We start from the raw sequence: 14,841 nt of genomic DNA, 5'->3' as shown, positions 1-14,841 counted from the left end.
GATGGAAGAAAGTGCGGTTGCATGGGAAACCGGCGCGCAGTGTAGCCGCACCGGCCTGTATCGGGTGTGGGCGTGGGTCAGCCCGGCGAGCCGCTGCGGATCACCACGTACTGCTTGCGGAATTCCAGCCCGGCCTGCGGCCAACTGGCGGCATAGGCGCGCAGCAGGGGCAGGGCAGGAGCGAAGTCGTGGCCATTGACCCGGCAATCGGCCTCGCACAGGCCGTCGGCATCGCGCGAGGCGAACAGGCGGATGGCGAGGAATTGGCGGGCTTTCAGCAGCTCGTCGAAGGCGTCCATGCTTTTGGTGAACAGGCAGCAGGGGCAGGAACCGTGGTCGTCCTCGCTGCAGGTGCTGGCGTCCACCTCCTGCGCGCGGTAGTGCGCCAGCGGCCCCAGCACCACAGTGCGCTCGTGTTCCTCGCCATCGTCACCCGCCGGATAGGTCAGGCCCATCATCGGCAGGCCCTGTGCGTCTTCGGCGCCGATCGCGGTCTGCAGGGTCACCAGGTCCACCCGGGCCCAGGCGTGGAAGCCGGACAACAGCGATGCCTGCTCATCGGCACCGTTGGCGTGCTGGTACTCGAACAGGCCATCGGCGAACAGGGTGGGGTGCTGCGCCTCGATGACGGTGGAGGTCTGCCAGCCGCCGTTGTCGCGCGCGTGCGCCGCCATCGCATGCGGGGTCAGGCGCAGCCCGCTGTCCAGCAGCAGCGCGCCGCCGTCGACGCGGCTGGCGATGCCGGCATCCTGCAGGACCTGCTGCAGCAGCGGGAGGAGCGCGGTGGACGTCGTGGTCATGTCAGGCCTGTGGATGGATCGGGTGGAACATCCAGGCCAGGCCTGGTGCTAGTGGTCAAGTGCTTCGCGTTCTGCGCGATATCGCAGCGCGTCGGACTGCTGCTGCGGATCGTTGCCATGATCGCGCAGCCAGGTGTCCAGCTCGCGGCGATAGTCCGCGCGGAAATCGGCATTGCCCGGGCTGAAGTGCAGCTTGCGTGCAGCCACCTCCACCCGCTCGCGCGCGCTGGCACGGGCCTGGGCGATGCCGTGCGGCGATTCGTTGGTGAGGATGACGAAGTTGCGCGGGAAGCCCGGCGTGTACTTCACGACGAACGGCTGGTCCTGCGCCGGGATGCGGATCGTGTTCTCCAGCGGCCACAGCGAGGCGGTGTTGGTATGGAACACCACCTCCACGTCGCGGCCCTCGGCGGTACGCAACACCGCTTCGTAGCGCCAGATGTACTGTTCGTTGAGCGTGGAATTGGTTTCCTCGGCCTTGACGATCACCGCCTCACCACGCTCGCCCACCGCATTGAGGAAGGTGGCGTTGAGGAAGTGGCCGAGGAAGATGTTGAGCATCGCCAGCGGGAACACCACGATCGCGTAGCCCGGAAAGCGCCGCCACCACGAGACCAGCCCGGCCAGCACCATCGCTGCAAAGAACGTCAGCAGCGGATGCTGCGAGATGAACCAGAGCAGGGCGGACAGGGCGGTGATCATCGTCGGGGGCGTGCGGGCGCCGTGCTGGCGCCCGCACAGGTCCTCAGGCCGACCAGGTGTCGCGCAGGGTCACGCTGCGGTTGAACACCGGCTTGGCCTCGGTGTGGTCGCGGCGATCGGCAACGAAATAGCCGGTACGTTCGAACTGGAACGACTGCTCCGGCGCGGCGCTGGCCGCAGCCGGCTCGACGTAGCCGGTGACGGTGCGGCGCGACTCCGGGTTGAGGTAGTCGCGGTAGGTCTTGCCTTCCGACTCGTCGTCCGGGTTCGGCACCGAAAACAGGCGGTCGTACAGGCGGATCTCGGCCGGTACGCCGTGCGCGGCGCTGACCCAGTGGATGGTGCCCTTGACCTTGCGGTTGGCGCCTTCCATGCCCGGGCGCGATTCCGGATCCAGCCAGCCGCGCAGTTCGGTGATGGTGCCGTCGGCATCCTTGATCACTTCATCGCAGCGGATGATGCCGGCGCCACGCAGGCGCACTTCGCCACCGGGGACCAGGCGCTTCCAGCCCTTCGGCGGCACTTCGGCGAAGTCCTCGCGGTCGATCCATACCTCACGCGCGAACGGCACCTGGCGGCTGCCGAAGCTCTCGTCCTTCGGATGGTTGCTGAAGGTCAGCTGCTCTTCGTGGCCTTCCGGCAGGTTGGTCAGCACCAGCTTGACCGGATCGACCACCGCCATGCGGCGCGGTGCGGCGCTGTCCAGATCTTCTCGCAGCGCGCCTTCCAGCACGCTGAAGTCGATCAGCGAATTCTGCTTGCTGATGCCCACGCGCTCGGCGAACAGGCGCATCGCGGCCGGGGTGTAGCCGCGGCGGCGCAGGCCCTGCAGGGTCGGCATGCGCGGGTCTTCCCAGCCGTCCACCAGCTGTTCGGTCACCAGCGCCATCAGCTTGCGCTTGCTCATCACCGTGTAGTTGATGTTCAGGCGCGAGAATTCGATCTGGCGCGGCTTGGCTGCTTCGCGCGGCAGGCCGGCATCGACCAGCGGCTGGGTCAGCGCATCGTCATGGGCGAAATCGACGTTGTCCACACACCAGTCGTACAGCGGGCGATGGTCTTCGAATTCCAGCGTGCACAGCGAGTGGGTGATGCCCTCGATGGAATCGCCCAGCGCATGGGCGAAGTCGTACATCGGGTAGATCGGCCACGCGTTGCCGGTGTTCTGGTGCTCGACGTGCTTGATGCGGTACAGGGCCGGATCGCGCAGGTTGATGTTGCCGCTGGCCATGTCGATCTTCGCGCGCACGGTACGCGCGCCGTCGGGGAATTCACCGGCACGCATGCGGCGGAACAGGTCGAGGTTTTCCTCCACGCTGCGGTCGCGCCACGGCGACGGGCGGCCCGGCTCGGTCAGGGTGCCGCGGTAGGCGCGTACTTCCTCGGCCGACAGATCGCAGACATAGGCCTTGCCCTGTTCGATCAGCTTCTCGGCGGCCAGGTAATAGGTCTGGAAGTAGTCCGAGGCATGGCGCAGCTCGTTCCACTCGAAGCCCAGCCAGCGCACGTCGTCCTGGATGGCGGCCACGTATTCGGGGTCTTCCTTGGCCGGGTTGGTGTCGTCGAAGCGCAGGTTGCAGACGCCGCTGAACTCACCGGCCAGGCCGAAGTTCAGGCAGATCGACTTGGCGTGGCCGATGTGCAGGTAGCCGTTCGGCTCGGGCGGGAAGCGGGTCTTGATCGCCTGGTGCTTGCCGCTGGCCAGGTCCTCGCGCACGATCTGGCGGATGAAATCGCGCTTCTCGTGGCTGTCGGCGGGGGTCTCGGGGCTGGCGGGGGTGTGCTCGGACATGAGTCGGCGAAAAAGAAAGGCAGAAAGACCAACAGTCTAGCGCGTACCGGGTAGGGCTGCCCGGTGAGCCAGGGGGTGCCGGCCMGCGGCCGGCACTACCACCCACCTTCCGGGGTTGTCGGCCAGCGGATTGTGGATCGACGCGCAGATGGGTAGTGCCCGCCGCTGGCCGGCAGAACTCACCACCACCATTCAGCCCCCGGGCGTATGCTGGAACCCTGTCCCACGGAGCCGCCGCATGCACATCGTGTACAAGGCCGACAACCTTTTCGATGCCCACCTGGTCAAGCACGCGCTGGAAGATGCCGGCATCCCGGCCTTCGTGTTCGGCGAGTCGCTGCTGGGTGGTATGGGGGAGCTGCCGCTGTTCGGCGTGCTGCGGGTGGGCATCCCCGACGCGGCGCGGCCGCAGGCTGAAGACATCGTGGCGGCGCTGGACTTGGGCCACACGCCGGACGCCCCCATTTCAGATGCAGACGACATAGCCGGTCTTCCGGCGTAGGAGCGCATCATGTTGGGAATTGGCCAGGGCATCCTCGGCATCGGCGCCTTCAAGCAGCGCCTGCCGCGTCCGGAAGAGGCGCTGCCGGGACGCGAGCAGCCGCTGCCGCTGCACAGCAACCAGCACTTCGTGAACAGCCATCCGCTGAAAGACGGTTTCGCCGGCCTGCAGCAGATCCGTTTTGCGCTGGGCTGCTTCTGGGGCGCAGAGCGCAAGTTCTGGACCGAACCGGGCGTGTACAGCACCTCGGTCGGCTATGCCGGCGGCATCACCCCGAACCCGACCTATGAAGAGGTCTGCTCGGGCCTGACCGGCCATACCGAGGTGGTGCAGGTGGTCTTCGACCCGGCGGTGGTGAGCCTGGAACGGCTGCTGCAGCTGTTCTGGGAAAGCCACGACCCGACCCAGGGCATGCGCCAGGGCAACGACACCGGCACCCAGTACCGTTCGGCGATCCACGCGACCGACGAGGCCCAGTACAGGGCCGCGCTGGCCAGCCGCGAGGCCTACCAGTCCCAGCTGGATGCGGCCGGCTACGGCCCGATTACCACCGAGATCGTGTACCCGGCACCGGCGTACTACTACGCCGAGGATTACCACCAGCAGTACCTGGCGAAGAACCCGAACGGTTATTGCGGCATCGGCGGCACCGGCGTGAGCTGCCTGATCGGGTTGGATGTGGAGGCGCCGCGCTGACACGCGGAGGTCCGCCTGCAGCGGGCAGACGCCAAAGCCTGGTAGAGCCGACTGTTAGTCGGCTGAAAGCCAAAGCGGCTCTGGGTTTCTGCGGGTTGGGTGGGGCGGTGTGGGTTGGCAGGACACGCCGTGAACCCGTCCCTGGGGGCTCGTTGGCGCCATTCATGGCGCCAACGGTCCTGCCAACCCACACCGYCCCACCCCCGAGAGTTTCCCGGTGACGGTGGGCAAGAGCATTGGGTTTCTGACGAACTGATGGAAAAGAAAAAGGACGCGGCTTTCGCCGCGTCCTTTTTCTTTGGTTCTGCATTGCCCTTGTAGAGCCGAGCCATGCTCGGCTCCGAGCAAGCGAAGCGCGCGACCCGCTGTTGCTCTTCTTTCTTTCTTCCGTGGCGGGCCGCCACCGGAAACTGTCAGAGGGCGGGCGGGKTGGGTTCGCGGGAGTGTCCGCCGCATGGATGCGGCGGCCAAGCCTCCAGGGATGGATTCACGGCGTCTCCCGCGAACCCAACCCGCCCGACCCAGCAGGACAAGTCGACTAACAGTCGACTCTACCGCGCAGGCGAGCCGAACAGCCCGCCACGAGGGGCCCAGCCGTTGGCCGGAATCACAGTTCCGAACGAATCCGCTCGCGCAGCGCCTGCAGATCCTTGGCAAACGCATCGATACCCGTTGCCAGCTTCTCGGTCGCCATCGGATCGGCCGCCAGATCCGCCGCGAACTTCGCCGCATCGATCGGGGTCACCGCCACGCCGTCGGCGGCACCGGCCACCAGCTTGCGCGGCAGCTCGCCGTGGTCGGCGTCCAGCTTCTCCAGCAGGTCCGGCGAAATCGTCAGGCGGTCGCAGCCGGCCAGCGCTTCGATCTGCGCGGTCGAACGGAACGAGGCGCCCATCACCACCGTCTGCGAACCGCGACGCTTGAATTCGGCGTACACGCCGCGCACGAACTTCACGCCCGGGTCTTCGTCGATGTTGGCCGGGGTCTGGCCGTTGGCCACGTACCAGTCCAGGATGCGGCCCACGAACGGCGAGATCAGGAACGCGCCGGCCTCGCTGCAGGCCAGGGCCTGGGTCGGGTTGAAGATCAGGGTCAGGTTGCAGTCGATACCCTCGGCCTGCAGGATGCGCGCGGCTTCCACGCCTTCCCAGGTCGCGGCGATCTTGATCAGGATCTTCTCGCGCGGCACGCCGGCATCGGCGTACATCTGGATGAACTGGCGGGCCTTGGCCACGGTGGCGGCGGTGTCGTGGGCCTGGTCGGCGTCCACTTCGGTGGACACGCGGCCCGGCACCAGCGTGCTCAGCAGCGCGCCGACGCCGATGGTCAGGCGGTCGGCCACGGCCTGCACCACGGCTTCGCGGTCGCCACTCTGCTGGCGGCCCCAGGCCAGTTCGCGTTCGATCAGCTCGGCGTAGACCGGCAGGTCCAGCGCCTTCTTCACCAGGGTCGGGTTGGTGGTGCAGTCCACCGGCTGCAGGCGCTTGATCGCCTCGTAGTCACCGGTATCGGCAACGACCACGGACAGTTCGCGCAGCTGGGACAGTTTGGACGGGGTACTCATTACGGCTCCTGGTGCAGGGGGATCGAATCGCGCGCAGTGCGCAGCGGGTGTCAGGGGCGGTCGTTATGGACCGCGGTCACGCGCAGGCGCAGCTTGCGGCCGCCAGGCGCATTCCAGTCGATGCTCTGGCCGACGGCCAGACCAAGCAGGGCACTGCCGACCGGGGCCAGCACGGACACCTTGCCTTCGTCGACGTTGGCTTCGCGGGGGAAGACCAACGTCAGGACATGCTTCTCGCCCGACACTTCATCTTCGCACTCCACGCGCGAATGCATCATGACGATGCCTTCGGGAATCTGGTCCGGTGCCAGCACGGTGGCCCGGTTGAGTTCTTCAGCAAGCGCGAGCGCGGCAGGCGTCTGGCTCAGCGCAGGGGATTCGAGCATGGCGTCCAGGCGGTCCATGTCGAAGGTAGAAACGGTGATCGACGGCGGCAGGCCGCTGGCGGTGTTCATGGTGACGCTCCTTGGTTGAAAGCCATGCAAAAGGCGGCACCTGCTGGCGCCGCCTGTCTGTATTGTGGGGACAAATGCGGCCGGAATCGACTCCTGCCGATTCCGGGCCGATGCTGCGGGGGCTCAGCCGTTCAGCGCGGGGCCGGGCAGGGCTGCGGCTTCGTCGGTGGTATTCACCGCATCGAGGGTGAACAACGCCTGCGGCAGGCGCTTGAACTGGTCGGCCAGTTCCATCAGGAAGTCGTTCATGGCCGAACTGCGGCGCCAGATCATGGCAATGCGGCGGCTGGGACGGCCTTCGCCGGTGAAATCGAGCAGGCGGATGTTGTTCGAGCGTGGCACCGGCGGCTGCACGGAGAGGCTGGGCAGCAGGGTGATGCCGACGTCGGCGGCCACCATCTGTCGCAGGGTCTCCAGGCTGGTGGCGCGGAACTCGGACTTCTCGTTGGCGCCGAACAGGCGGCACACTTCCAGCGCCTGGTCGCGCAGGCAATGTCCATCTTCCAGCAGCAGCAGCTTCTGCGTGGCCAGCTCCTGCACGTCCAGATGCTCGCGGCGGGCCAGCGGGTGGCGCCCGGACACGGCCAGCAGGAAGGGTTCCTCGAACAGGAATTCGGCGTGCAGCTGGTCGTCGATCACCGGCAGCGCCAGCAGTGCGGCGTCCAGCTTGCCTTCGCGCAGGCGGTCCAGCAGCACATCGCTCTTTTCCTCGACCAGCAGCAGTTCCAGCTCCGGGAAGCGATCGCGGATGCGTGGGATCACATGCGGCAGCAGGTACGGGCCCAGGGTCGGGAAGATCCCCAGGCGCACCGTGCCGGCTTCCGGATCGCGGCTGCGTCGCGCCGCTTCCTTCAGCTGCTCCACTTCGGACACGATCACCCGTGCCCGCGCGGCAGCCTCCTGGCCGGCCGGGGTCAGCATCACCTTGCGCGGTGCACGCTCCACCAGCGGCAGGCCCAACTCTTCTTCCAGCTTGCGGATCTGCGTGGACAGCGTGGGCTGGCTGACGAAGCAGGAGGCGGCAGCCCGACCGAAATGCTTGTGGTCGGCCAGGGCTACCAGGTACTTCAGATCACGTAGGTTCATCCTTACACCCCAGGGGTAACGGACCGGCTGACGGCGTGGTTACCCGGCAGGCAGACAATATTCCCGGTGATCTGGGAACGGTGGATCAAGCCGCTTCAGCAACGGCACCGCTGCTGTTGCTCACCGACGAGCGGATCAGGTGGTCGAACGCGCTCAGTGCGGCGGTCGAACCGGCGCCCATCGCGATGATGATCTGCTTGTAGGGTACCGTCGTGCAATCACCGGCGGCGAACACACCCGGCAGATTGGTCTGCCCGCGGTCATCGATGACGATCTCGCCACGCGGCGACAGGGCCACGGTGTCCTTCAGCCATTCGGTGTTCGGCAGCAGGCCGATCTGCACGAAGATGCCTTCCAGTTCAACGCGGTGCGAATCACCGCCGACGCGGTCCTTGTAGACCAGGCCGGTGACGCGGCTGCCGTCACCCAGCACTTCGGTGGTCTGCGCGCTGGTCAGCACGGTCACGTTGCCCAGGCTGCGCAGCTTCTTCTGCAGCACTTCATCGGCGCGCAGGCTGGAATCGAACTCCAGCAGGGTCACATGCGACACGATGCCGGCCAGATCGATGGCTGCTTCCACGCCGGAGTTGCCGCCGCCGATTACCGCCACGCGCTTGCCCTTGAACAGCGGGCCGTCGCAGTGGGGGCAGTAAGCCACGCCCTTGTTGCGGTACTGGTCTTCGCCGGGCACGTTCATCTGCCGCCAGCGTGCGCCGGTGGACAGAATCACTGAGCGCGACTTCAACACCGCACCGTTTTCCAGCTGCACCTGCACCAGGCCGTCTTCACCAGCAGGCACCAACGCAGTGGCGCGTTGCAGGTTCATGATGTCCACTTCGTACTCGCGCACGTGCTGTTCCAGCGCCGTGGCCAGCTTCGGGCCCTCGGTTTCCTTCACCGAAATGAAGTTCTCGATCGCCATGGTGTCCAGCACCTGGCCACCGAAACGCTCGGCGGCGATGCCGGTGCGGATGCCCTTGCGCGCGGCGTAGATGGCCGCTGCGGCACCGGCCGGGCCGCCGCCCACCACCAGCACGTCAAAGGCGTCCTTGGCGGCGATCTTCTCGGCATCGCGCTTGCCGGCGTTGGTGTCCAGCTTGGCCACGATCTGTTCCAGGGTCATGCGGCCCTGGTCGAACACTTCACCGTTGAGGTACACGGTGGGCACGGACATGATCTCGCGCTTCTCCACTTCGTCCTGGAACAGCGCACCGTCGATGGCCACGTGCTGGATACGCGGGTTGAGCACGGCGGCCAGGTTCAGCGCCTGCACCACGTCCGGGCAGTTCTGGCAGGACAGCGAGAAGTAGGTCTCGAAGCGGTAATCGCCTTCCAGGTTCTGCACCTGCTCGATCAGCTCGGCGGTCGCCTTGGACGGATGACCGCCCACCTGCAGCAGGGCCAGCACCAGCGAGGTGAACTCGTGGCCCATCGGCAGGCCCGCGAAGGTCAGGTGGATGTCCTGGCCCGGCGTGCCCAGGTCGAACGAGGGCACGCGGCCCTGGCCGTCACGCTGCACCTGCAGCGAGATCTTGTCCGACAGACTTTCCAGGGTCTGCAGCAGTTCCAGCATTTCCTGCGACTTGGCGCCGTCGTCGGCGTGCGCGGTGATCTGGATCGGGCGCGTCACGCGCTCCAGATAGGTCTTCAGCTGCGACTGCAGGTTGGCGTCCAACATCGGGTCATCTCCTGGCTTCAGGCAAACAGGGGGCGTGGCACCGCTGTAGAAGGTAGCGGACCAGCAGGGGGTAGGGGTGAACCCAAGACAGCGACCGTGGAAGGGGCTGGCTGGCCAAGGCGGGCGAGCGTTGGCTGTCTTGGGTTCACCCCCACGCCGGCGGGGGGACCGGCACGGGGATGAAGGGCGCGCTGTGGCGTGGGGCCACGGCAGGCCGGTACTGCCTTAGATCTTGCCGACCAGGTCCAGCGACGGGGTCAGGGTCTTCTCGCCTTCCTTCCACTTCGCCGGGCACACCTGGTTCGGGTTGGCGGCGGTGAACTGGGCAGCCTTCAGCTTGCGCAGGGTCTCGGAGACGTCACGGGCGATCTCGTTGGAGTGGATCTCCAGGGTCTTGATCACGCCTTCCGGGTTGATGATGAAGGTGCCGCGCAGGGCCAGGCCTTCTTCCGGAATGTGCACGCCGAAGGCGTTGGTCAGCTGGTGGGTCGGGTCGCCGACCAGCGGGAACTGGGCCTTGCCGACGGCCGGCGAGGTTTCGTGCCACACCTTGTGCGAGAAGTGGGTGTCGGTGGTGACGATGTAGACCTCGGCGCCGGCCTTCTTGAACTCGGCGTAATGGTCAGCGGCGTCTTCGATCTCGGTCGGGCAGTTGAAGGTGAAGGCGGCCGGCATGAAGATCAGGACCGACCACTGGCCCTTCAGGGTGCTGTCGGAAACCTTGATGAACTCGCCATTCAGGTAAGCATTGGCTTCGAACGGCTGGATCTGGGTGTTGATCAGGGACATCGTTATTCCTCTGGGTGAAGGGGAGTGGGTGAATCGACAGGAGCTAGGTTACCGACTCGCTGGCGATAAGAACAATCCATTGATTGCATCTATTTGATAGATGGAGTCTATCAAATGGGCGTGAGCAGGCACTGAACCTTGTCGCTCTCATCCTGCAACTGTCTGTATGGAAAGGAAAATCGCCCGGGACGTGTGAAGAGGGCTGATAGCCCCTCCTTATGCCCTCAGGCGAAACCTGAACGGATTCCAGCTTTTTGTAGCGTCGAGCCATGCTCAATGGCGGATCTGTAGAGCCGAGCCTGCGCTCGGCTGTTCCAGAAGCAGCCGAGCATGGGCTCGGCTCTACAATTGCGGAATGTCTTCCCAAACCCAACCCTCCCTGCGCCAGATCGTGGCCGACGCCAGTGCCCGCCTGGGCGGCATCGACGCCCGCCACGAGGCGGAACTGCTGCTGCTGCACGTGCTGGAGCGCCCACGCAGCTGGCTGTTCGCGCACGCCACCGATCCGCTGGCCGCCAATGAGCAGGCCGCTTTCGAGGCGTTGCTGGTCCGTCGCGTGGCCGGCGAGCCGGTGGCCTATCTGACCGGGCGCCGCGGCTTCTGGACGCTGGACCTGGAGGTCGACCCGGCCACGCTGATCCCGCGCCCGGAAACCGAACTGCTGGTGGAACTGGCGCTGGAGCGCCTGCCGCCGGATCGCGACCTGCAGTTGGCCGATCTCGGCACCGGCAGTGGCGCGATCGCGCTGGCGCTGGCCAGCGAGCTGCCGCAGGCGCAGGTGCTGGCCACCGATGCCAGCCCGGGCGCGCTGGCCGTGGCCGCGCGCAATGCCGCCCGTCATGAACTGCGCAACGTGCGCTTTGCCGAAGGCGGCCACGACTGGTATGCGCCGCTGCAGGGTGCGCGTTTCGACCTGATTGCCAGTAACCCGCCATACATCGCCAGCGACGATCCACACCTGGAGCAGGGTGACCTGCGCTTCGAACCGGCCTCCGCGCTGGCGTCCGGTGTGGATGGCCTGGACGACATCCACCGCATCATCGACGGCGGCCATGCGCATCTGCTGCCCGGTGGCTGGTTGCTGATCGAGCATGGTTGGGACCAGGGCGAGGCGATCCGCGCGCTGTTCGACGGCGCCGGTTTCGCCGAGGTGCAGACCGTGCAGGACCTGGAGCAGCGCGACCGCATCACCCTGGGCCGGCGTCCGGCCTAGAATGGGGGTTCTCCTGCCCCGGCAGGGCATCACCCTGGAGCTGCAAGCATGCGTACGCTGTACCCCGCCATCACCCCCTACGACGTCGGCACCCTGAAGGTCGACGATCGCCACACGCTGTACTTCGAACAGTGCGGCAACCCGGATGGCAAGCCGGTGGTGATGCTGCACGGTGGCCCGGGCGGCGGCTGCAGCGACAAGATGCGCCAGTTCCACGACCCGTCCAAGTACCGCATCATCCTGTTCGACCAGCGCGGTGCCGGCCGTTCCACGCCGCATGCCGACCTGGTGGACAACACCACCTGGGACCTCGTTGCCGATATCGAAAAGCTGCGCGAACACCTGAAGGTCGATCGCTGGCAGGTGTTTGGCGGCAGCTGGGGTTCGACCCTGGCGCTGGCCTATGCCGAAACCCATCCGCAGCGCGTGACCGAGCTGGTGCTGCGCGGCATCTTCATGCTGCGACGCTGGGAACTGGAATGGTTCTACCAGGAAGGCGCCAACCGCCTGTTCCCGGATGCATGGGAGCATTACCTGAAGCCGATTCCGTCGGTGGAGCGTCATGACCTGATCTCTGCCTTCCACCGCCGCCTGACCAGCGACGATGAAACCACCCGCCTTGAAGCGGCCAAGGCCTGGGCAGTGTGGGAGGGCGCGACCAGCTTCCTGCATGTTGATGATGACTTCATCAACAGCCACGAAGACCCGCATTTCGCGCTGGCGTTTGCCCGCATCGAGAACCACTACTTCGTCAATGGCGGCTTCTTCGAGGTGGAAGACCAGCTGCTGCGCGATGCGCACCGCATCGCCGACATCCCGGGCGTGATCGTGCACGGCCGCTACGACGTGGTCTGCCCGCTGGCCAACGCCTGGGACCTGACCAAGGTGTGGCCGAAGGCGAAGCTGGAAATCACCCCGGCCTCAGGGCACTCGGCGTTCGAAGCCGAGAACGTGGACGCGCTGGTGCGCGCCACCGATAGCTTCGCCTGATCGCGGTAGTGCCGGCCGCTGGCCGGCAACCGGGAAACGGTTGGATCGCGCAGACGCCGGCCAGCGGCCGGCGCTACCACTCCCCTGCCAGCAACGCGTCGGCCAGCACCTGCAGCTTCGGCGAGTGCTGGCGCGACGGCGGATAGATCAACGACAACGCACGGCTGCGGCCTTCATACGGCTGCAGCACGCGCTGCAGCCGGCCATCGGCCAACGCATCGGCCACCGCGAAATCCATTACCTGCACGATGCCGATGCCGGCGATGGCCGCTTCCACCAGTGGATCGCCGCTGTCGAACACCATCCGCGTCGGCGGGGTGACTTCCCGCAGCTGGCCGTCCTGCAGGAACTGCCAATCAACCACGCGGCCACTGCGCAGGTTGCGCACGGCCAGGCAGGCGTGATCCCGCAGCGCGGTCACATCGACCGGCGCGCCGCAGCGGGCCAGGTAGTCCGGGCTGGCCACGGTCACCCAGCGCAACGGCCGCAAGGGCCGCGCAACAATGCGCTGGTCGGCGATCACGCCGGTACGCAGCGCGGCATCGAAGCCTTCCTCGACCAGATCGACCAGTCGGTCGCTCATCACCGCTTCCACCTGCAGCTGCGGATGCTGCTGCAGCAACGGCGCAAGCATCGGCACCAGCACCTTGCGCCCGAACATCGACGGCGCGCTGATCTTCAATGTGCCCGAGGGCGTGCACGGTCGGTCGGCCAGCTGCCGCTCGGCATCGTCAAGGCCAGCCAGCAGCGGCATCACCTGATCGACGAACTGGCGGCCATCCGGGGTGAGCGCCACGTTGCGGGTGTTCCGCTGCAGCAGCTTCACCCCCAGCGTCGCCTCCAGCCGGCCGATCGCACGTGACAGGCCCGACTGGCTCAGCCCGAGCTGGCCGGCGGCCACCGTGAAGCTGCGCGCCTCCGCTACCTGCACCAGCATGCGCACCGCATTGAGGTCCATCGAGGCTCCATTCATGCTGAAAATCATGACAGATATGGGCGTTAAGGGGTTTATTGATGTGGCCGCATCAATGAGACTGCGCTCCCCCCTTGCTCCAGACCACCGATGCCTCCCCTCAAATACCCCCGCGGGGCGCTGGCCCTGCTGGCCACTGCCCAGCTGATCATCGCCCTGGACGCCACCATCATCTTCGTCGCCCTGCACGACATGGGGCGCGCGTTGCAGATCAATGCGCAGCAGCTGCAATGGGTGGTCAGTGCCTACACCGTCGCCTTCGGCGGTAGCCTGCTGCTGGGGGGCCGCGCCGCCGACCTGATCGGCCGCCGCCGTTTCTACCGGCTGGGCATGCTGCTGTTCGCACTGGCATCGCTGCTCGGCGCGCTGGCGCCGAACGCGACCCTGCTGATCATCGCGCGCGCGGCGCAGGGCGTCGGTGCGGCGCTGCTGTTCCCGGCCACGCTGGCGCTGATCAACACGCTGTACGCAGAAGGCCCGGTGCGCAACCGCGCGCTGGCGATCTGGAGCATGGCCAGCGCGGTCGGCCTGGCGCTGGGCACGTTGCTCGGCGGCGTGCTGACCCAGGCGTTCGGCTGGCCGGCGGTGCTGGCGGTGATCGTGCCGCTGGCCACCGCATGTGCGGTCGCTGCCGGTGCGTGGCTGCCGGCCGATGGCCCGCAGGTGCGCGGCCGCTCCTTCGACCTGGCCGGTTGCCTCACCGTCACCGCCGGCGGCAGCCTGCTGGTCACCACCCTGGTGCAGGGGCCGGAGTGGGGCTGGACAGCCCCGGCCACGATGATCTGCCTGCTCCTTTCAGCGGCACTGCTGACGGTGTTCGTACAGATCGAAAAGCGCAGCCGTGACCCCCTGATGCAGTTTTCGCTGTTGCGCCTGCCGGGCCTGCGCGCTGCACTCGGCCTGACTTTCGCCTTCATGAGCAGCTATGGCGTGCAGTACTACTTCCTGGCGCTCTACTTCCAGGATGGCTACGGCTGGAGCCCGCTGCAGGCTGGCATGGCCTTCCTGCTGCCGACATTGGTGTGCACCTTCGGCATCCGTATTGCCGAGCGCATGCTGCGGTGTCGTTCACCAAGGCAGGTGCTGGCCTGGGGCTTCGCCGCCGGTGCCATCGGTATCGCTGCGGTGGCACTGGCGATGCCGCATGGTGCCGGTTACTGGCCGCTGCTGCCGGGCATCGTGGTGCTCAGTGTGGGCCAGGGCATGAGCTGGACGGCGATGTGGATCGTGGCCGGGCAGGGCGTGCCCGGTCCGCAGCAGGGTGTGGCGTCCGGTATGGCGGCCACTGCCCAGCAGATCGGCGGCGCGCTGGGGTTGGCGGTACTGGTGATGGTGGCCAACGCCACGCGTGGCACGCAGGCGGCAACCAGTCCTGATGCCCTGCAGGGCATGGTCAATGCACAGTTCGGCGCTGCGCTGTTCGCCGCGCTCGGCGTGGTCATCGCGCTGAGCCTGCGCCCGGCGCCGGTCAGATCGGCCGCGACCGTCTGCCCGGCCAACGAGGCATGATTGAAGCCGTTCCCGTGAATGGATGCGCCACGCCTGTGGTAGTGCCGGCCGCTGGCCGGCAACTGCAATGATCCAGCTACCCTGAGGTTGCC

Annotated in this window: 14 protein-coding genes; 5 read left to right on the top strand and 9 right to left on the bottom strand. The window is 66.7% G+C overall.

Annotation, left to right across the window (positions count from 1 at the left end):
• Positions 1-77: 77 nt before the first annotated feature.
• The 3 genes from D7Y61_RS10375 to D7Y61_RS10365 are packed head-to-tail and all read right to left on the bottom strand — an operon-like array spanning position 78 to position 3,294.
• Positions 78-800 carry a DUF6348 family protein gene (locus tag D7Y61_RS10375; protein ID WP_180866168.1) on the bottom strand — a complete coding sequence of 241 codons (723 nt, stop codon included), beginning with the start codon at positions 798-800 and terminating at the stop codon, positions 78-80.
• A gap of 48 nt (positions 801-848) precedes the next feature.
• Positions 849-1,502 carry a hypothetical protein gene (locus D7Y61_RS10370; RefSeq protein WP_180866167.1) on the bottom strand — a complete coding sequence of 218 codons (654 nt, stop codon included), beginning with the start codon at positions 1,500-1,502 and terminating at the stop codon, positions 849-851.
• A 43-nt stretch (positions 1,503-1,545) separates the two neighbouring features.
• Positions 1,546-3,294 carry a glutamine--tRNA ligase/YqeY domain fusion protein gene (locus tag D7Y61_RS10365; protein ID WP_180866166.1) on the bottom strand — a complete coding sequence of 583 codons (1,749 nt, stop codon included), beginning with the start codon at positions 3,292-3,294 and terminating at the stop codon, positions 1,546-1,548.
• 238 nt (positions 3,295-3,532) lie between these two features.
• Here D7Y61_RS10365 and D7Y61_RS10360 point away from each other — a divergent pair, with 238 nt between their 5' ends.
• Both D7Y61_RS10360 and msrA read left to right on the top strand, forming a co-directional pair.
• Positions 3,533-3,796: a DUF2007 domain-containing protein gene (locus D7Y61_RS10360; RefSeq protein WP_180866165.1), complete on the top strand. Its 264-nt coding sequence runs from the start codon at positions 3,533-3,535 to the stop codon at positions 3,794-3,796.
• A 30-nt stretch (positions 3,797-3,826) separates the two neighbouring features.
• Complete coding sequence (gene msrA / locus D7Y61_RS10355) at positions 3,827-4,492, top strand: peptide-methionine (S)-S-oxide reductase MsrA (protein WP_180866248.1); 666 nt, start codon at positions 3,827-3,829, stop codon at positions 4,490-4,492.
• 607 nt (positions 4,493-5,099) lie between these two features.
• Here msrA and D7Y61_RS10350 read toward each other — a convergent pair.
• The 5 genes from D7Y61_RS10350 to ahpC form a co-directional block, all read right to left on the bottom strand.
• Positions 5,100-6,056 (bottom strand): transaldolase, encoded by a 957-nt coding sequence (locus D7Y61_RS10350; protein WP_180866164.1) that lies wholly within the window; start codon positions 6,054-6,056, stop codon positions 5,100-5,102.
• Between the two features lie 50 nt (positions 6,057-6,106).
• A complete protein-coding gene (rnk, locus tag D7Y61_RS10345; RefSeq protein WP_180866163.1) occupies positions 6,107-6,511 on the bottom strand; it encodes a nucleoside diphosphate kinase regulator in 405 nt (134 codons plus the stop codon).
• Positions 6,512-6,634: 123 nt separating this feature from the next.
• The gene (locus D7Y61_RS10340; RefSeq protein WP_180866162.1) at positions 6,635-7,597 is read right to left on the bottom strand and encodes a LysR substrate-binding domain-containing protein; all 963 of its coding nucleotides are present in this window, start codon (positions 7,595-7,597) and stop codon (positions 6,635-6,637) included.
• 85 nt (positions 7,598-7,682) lie between these two features.
• The gene (gene ahpF, locus D7Y61_RS10335) at positions 7,683-9,275 is read right to left on the bottom strand and encodes an alkyl hydroperoxide reductase subunit F (protein ID WP_180866161.1); all 1,593 of its coding nucleotides are present in this window, start codon (positions 9,273-9,275) and stop codon (positions 7,683-7,685) included.
• A gap of 225 nt (positions 9,276-9,500) precedes the next feature.
• Positions 9,501-10,064, bottom strand: a complete 564-nt coding sequence (ahpC, locus tag D7Y61_RS10330) for an alkyl hydroperoxide reductase subunit C (RefSeq protein ID WP_004144811.1) — start codon at positions 10,062-10,064, stop codon at positions 9,501-9,503.
• A gap of 355 nt (positions 10,065-10,419) precedes the next feature.
• On the opposite strand from ahpC, the gene prmC reads away from it, so the two are divergent.
• Positions 10,420-11,277 (top strand): peptide chain release factor N(5)-glutamine methyltransferase, encoded by an 858-nt coding sequence (prmC, locus tag D7Y61_RS10325; RefSeq protein ID WP_180866160.1) that lies wholly within the window; start codon positions 10,420-10,422, stop codon positions 11,275-11,277.
• Between the two features lie 48 nt (positions 11,278-11,325).
• Positions 11,326-12,267: a prolyl aminopeptidase gene (gene pip, locus D7Y61_RS10320; RefSeq protein ID WP_014646006.1), complete on the top strand. Its 942-nt coding sequence runs from the start codon at positions 11,326-11,328 to the stop codon at positions 12,265-12,267.
• Positions 12,268-12,340: 73 nt separating this feature from the next.
• On the opposite strand, the gene D7Y61_RS10315 is transcribed toward pip, so the two are convergent.
• Positions 12,341-13,225: a LysR family transcriptional regulator gene (locus D7Y61_RS10315; protein WP_180866247.1), complete on the bottom strand. Its 885-nt coding sequence runs from the start codon at positions 13,223-13,225 to the stop codon at positions 12,341-12,343.
• Positions 13,226-13,330: 105 nt separating this feature from the next.
• On the opposite strand from D7Y61_RS10315, the gene D7Y61_RS10310 reads away from it, so the two are divergent.
• Entirely contained in the window at positions 13,331-14,749 is a 1,419-nt protein-coding gene (locus tag D7Y61_RS10310) for an MFS transporter (RefSeq protein WP_180866159.1), read from the top strand.
• Positions 14,750-14,841 lie beyond the last annotated feature (92 nt).

Source organism: Stenotrophomonas maltophilia, from assembly GCF_013464485.1.
GTDB classification, from domain to species: Bacteria; Pseudomonadota; Gammaproteobacteria; order Xanthomonadales; family Xanthomonadaceae; genus Stenotrophomonas; species Stenotrophomonas maltophilia_AW.
The sequence above is the reverse complement of the archived record's forward strand: the minus strand, read 5'-3'. Positions and strand labels throughout refer to the sequence as shown.

What these genes read in the sequence shown, in the direction of transcription:
- D7Y61_RS10340 (WP_180866162.1), bottom strand. Translation starts at nt 7,597, where the DNA reads ATGAACCTACGTGATCTGAAGTACCTGGTAGCCCTGGCCGACCACAAG.
- D7Y61_RS10350 (WP_180866164.1), bottom strand. Translation starts at nt 6,056, where the DNA reads ATGAGTACCCCGTCCAAACTGTCCCAGCTGCGCGAACTGTCCGTGGTC.
- ahpF (WP_180866161.1), bottom strand. Translation starts at nt 9,275, where the DNA reads ATGTTGGACGCCAACCTGCAGTCGCAGCTGAAGACCTATCTGGAGCGC.
- D7Y61_RS10375 (WP_180866168.1), bottom strand. Translation starts at nt 800, where the DNA reads ATGACCACGACGTCCACCGCGCTCCTCCCGCTGCTGCAGCAGGTCCTG.
- pip (WP_014646006.1), top strand. Translation starts at nt 11,326, where the DNA reads ATGCGTACGCTGTACCCCGCCATCACCCCCTACGACGTCGGCACCCTG.
- D7Y61_RS10370 (WP_180866167.1), bottom strand. Translation starts at nt 1,502, where the DNA reads ATGATCACCGCCCTGTCCGCCCTGCTCTGGTTCATCTCGCAGCATCCG.
- rnk (WP_180866163.1), bottom strand. Translation starts at nt 6,511, where the DNA reads ATGAACACCGCCAGCGGCCTGCCGCCGTCGATCACCGTTTCTACCTTC.
- prmC (WP_180866160.1), top strand. Translation starts at nt 10,420, where the DNA reads ATGTCTTCCCAAACCCAACCCTCCCTGCGCCAGATCGTGGCCGACGCC.
- D7Y61_RS10365 (WP_180866166.1), bottom strand. Translation starts at nt 3,294, where the DNA reads ATGTCCGAGCACACCCCCGCCAGCCCCGAGACCCCCGCCGACAGCCAC.
- ahpC (WP_004144811.1), bottom strand. Translation starts at nt 10,064, where the DNA reads ATGTCCCTGATCAACACCCAGATCCAGCCGTTCGAAGCCAATGCTTAC.
- D7Y61_RS10315 (WP_180866247.1), bottom strand. Translation starts at nt 13,225, where the DNA reads ATGGACCTCAATGCGGTGCGCATGCTGGTGCAGGTAGCGGAGGCGCGC.
- D7Y61_RS10360 (WP_180866165.1), top strand. Translation starts at nt 3,533, where the DNA reads ATGCACATCGTGTACAAGGCCGACAACCTTTTCGATGCCCACCTGGTC.
- D7Y61_RS10310 (WP_180866159.1), top strand. Translation starts at nt 13,331, where the DNA reads ATGCCTCCCCTCAAATACCCCCGCGGGGCGCTGGCCCTGCTGGCCACT.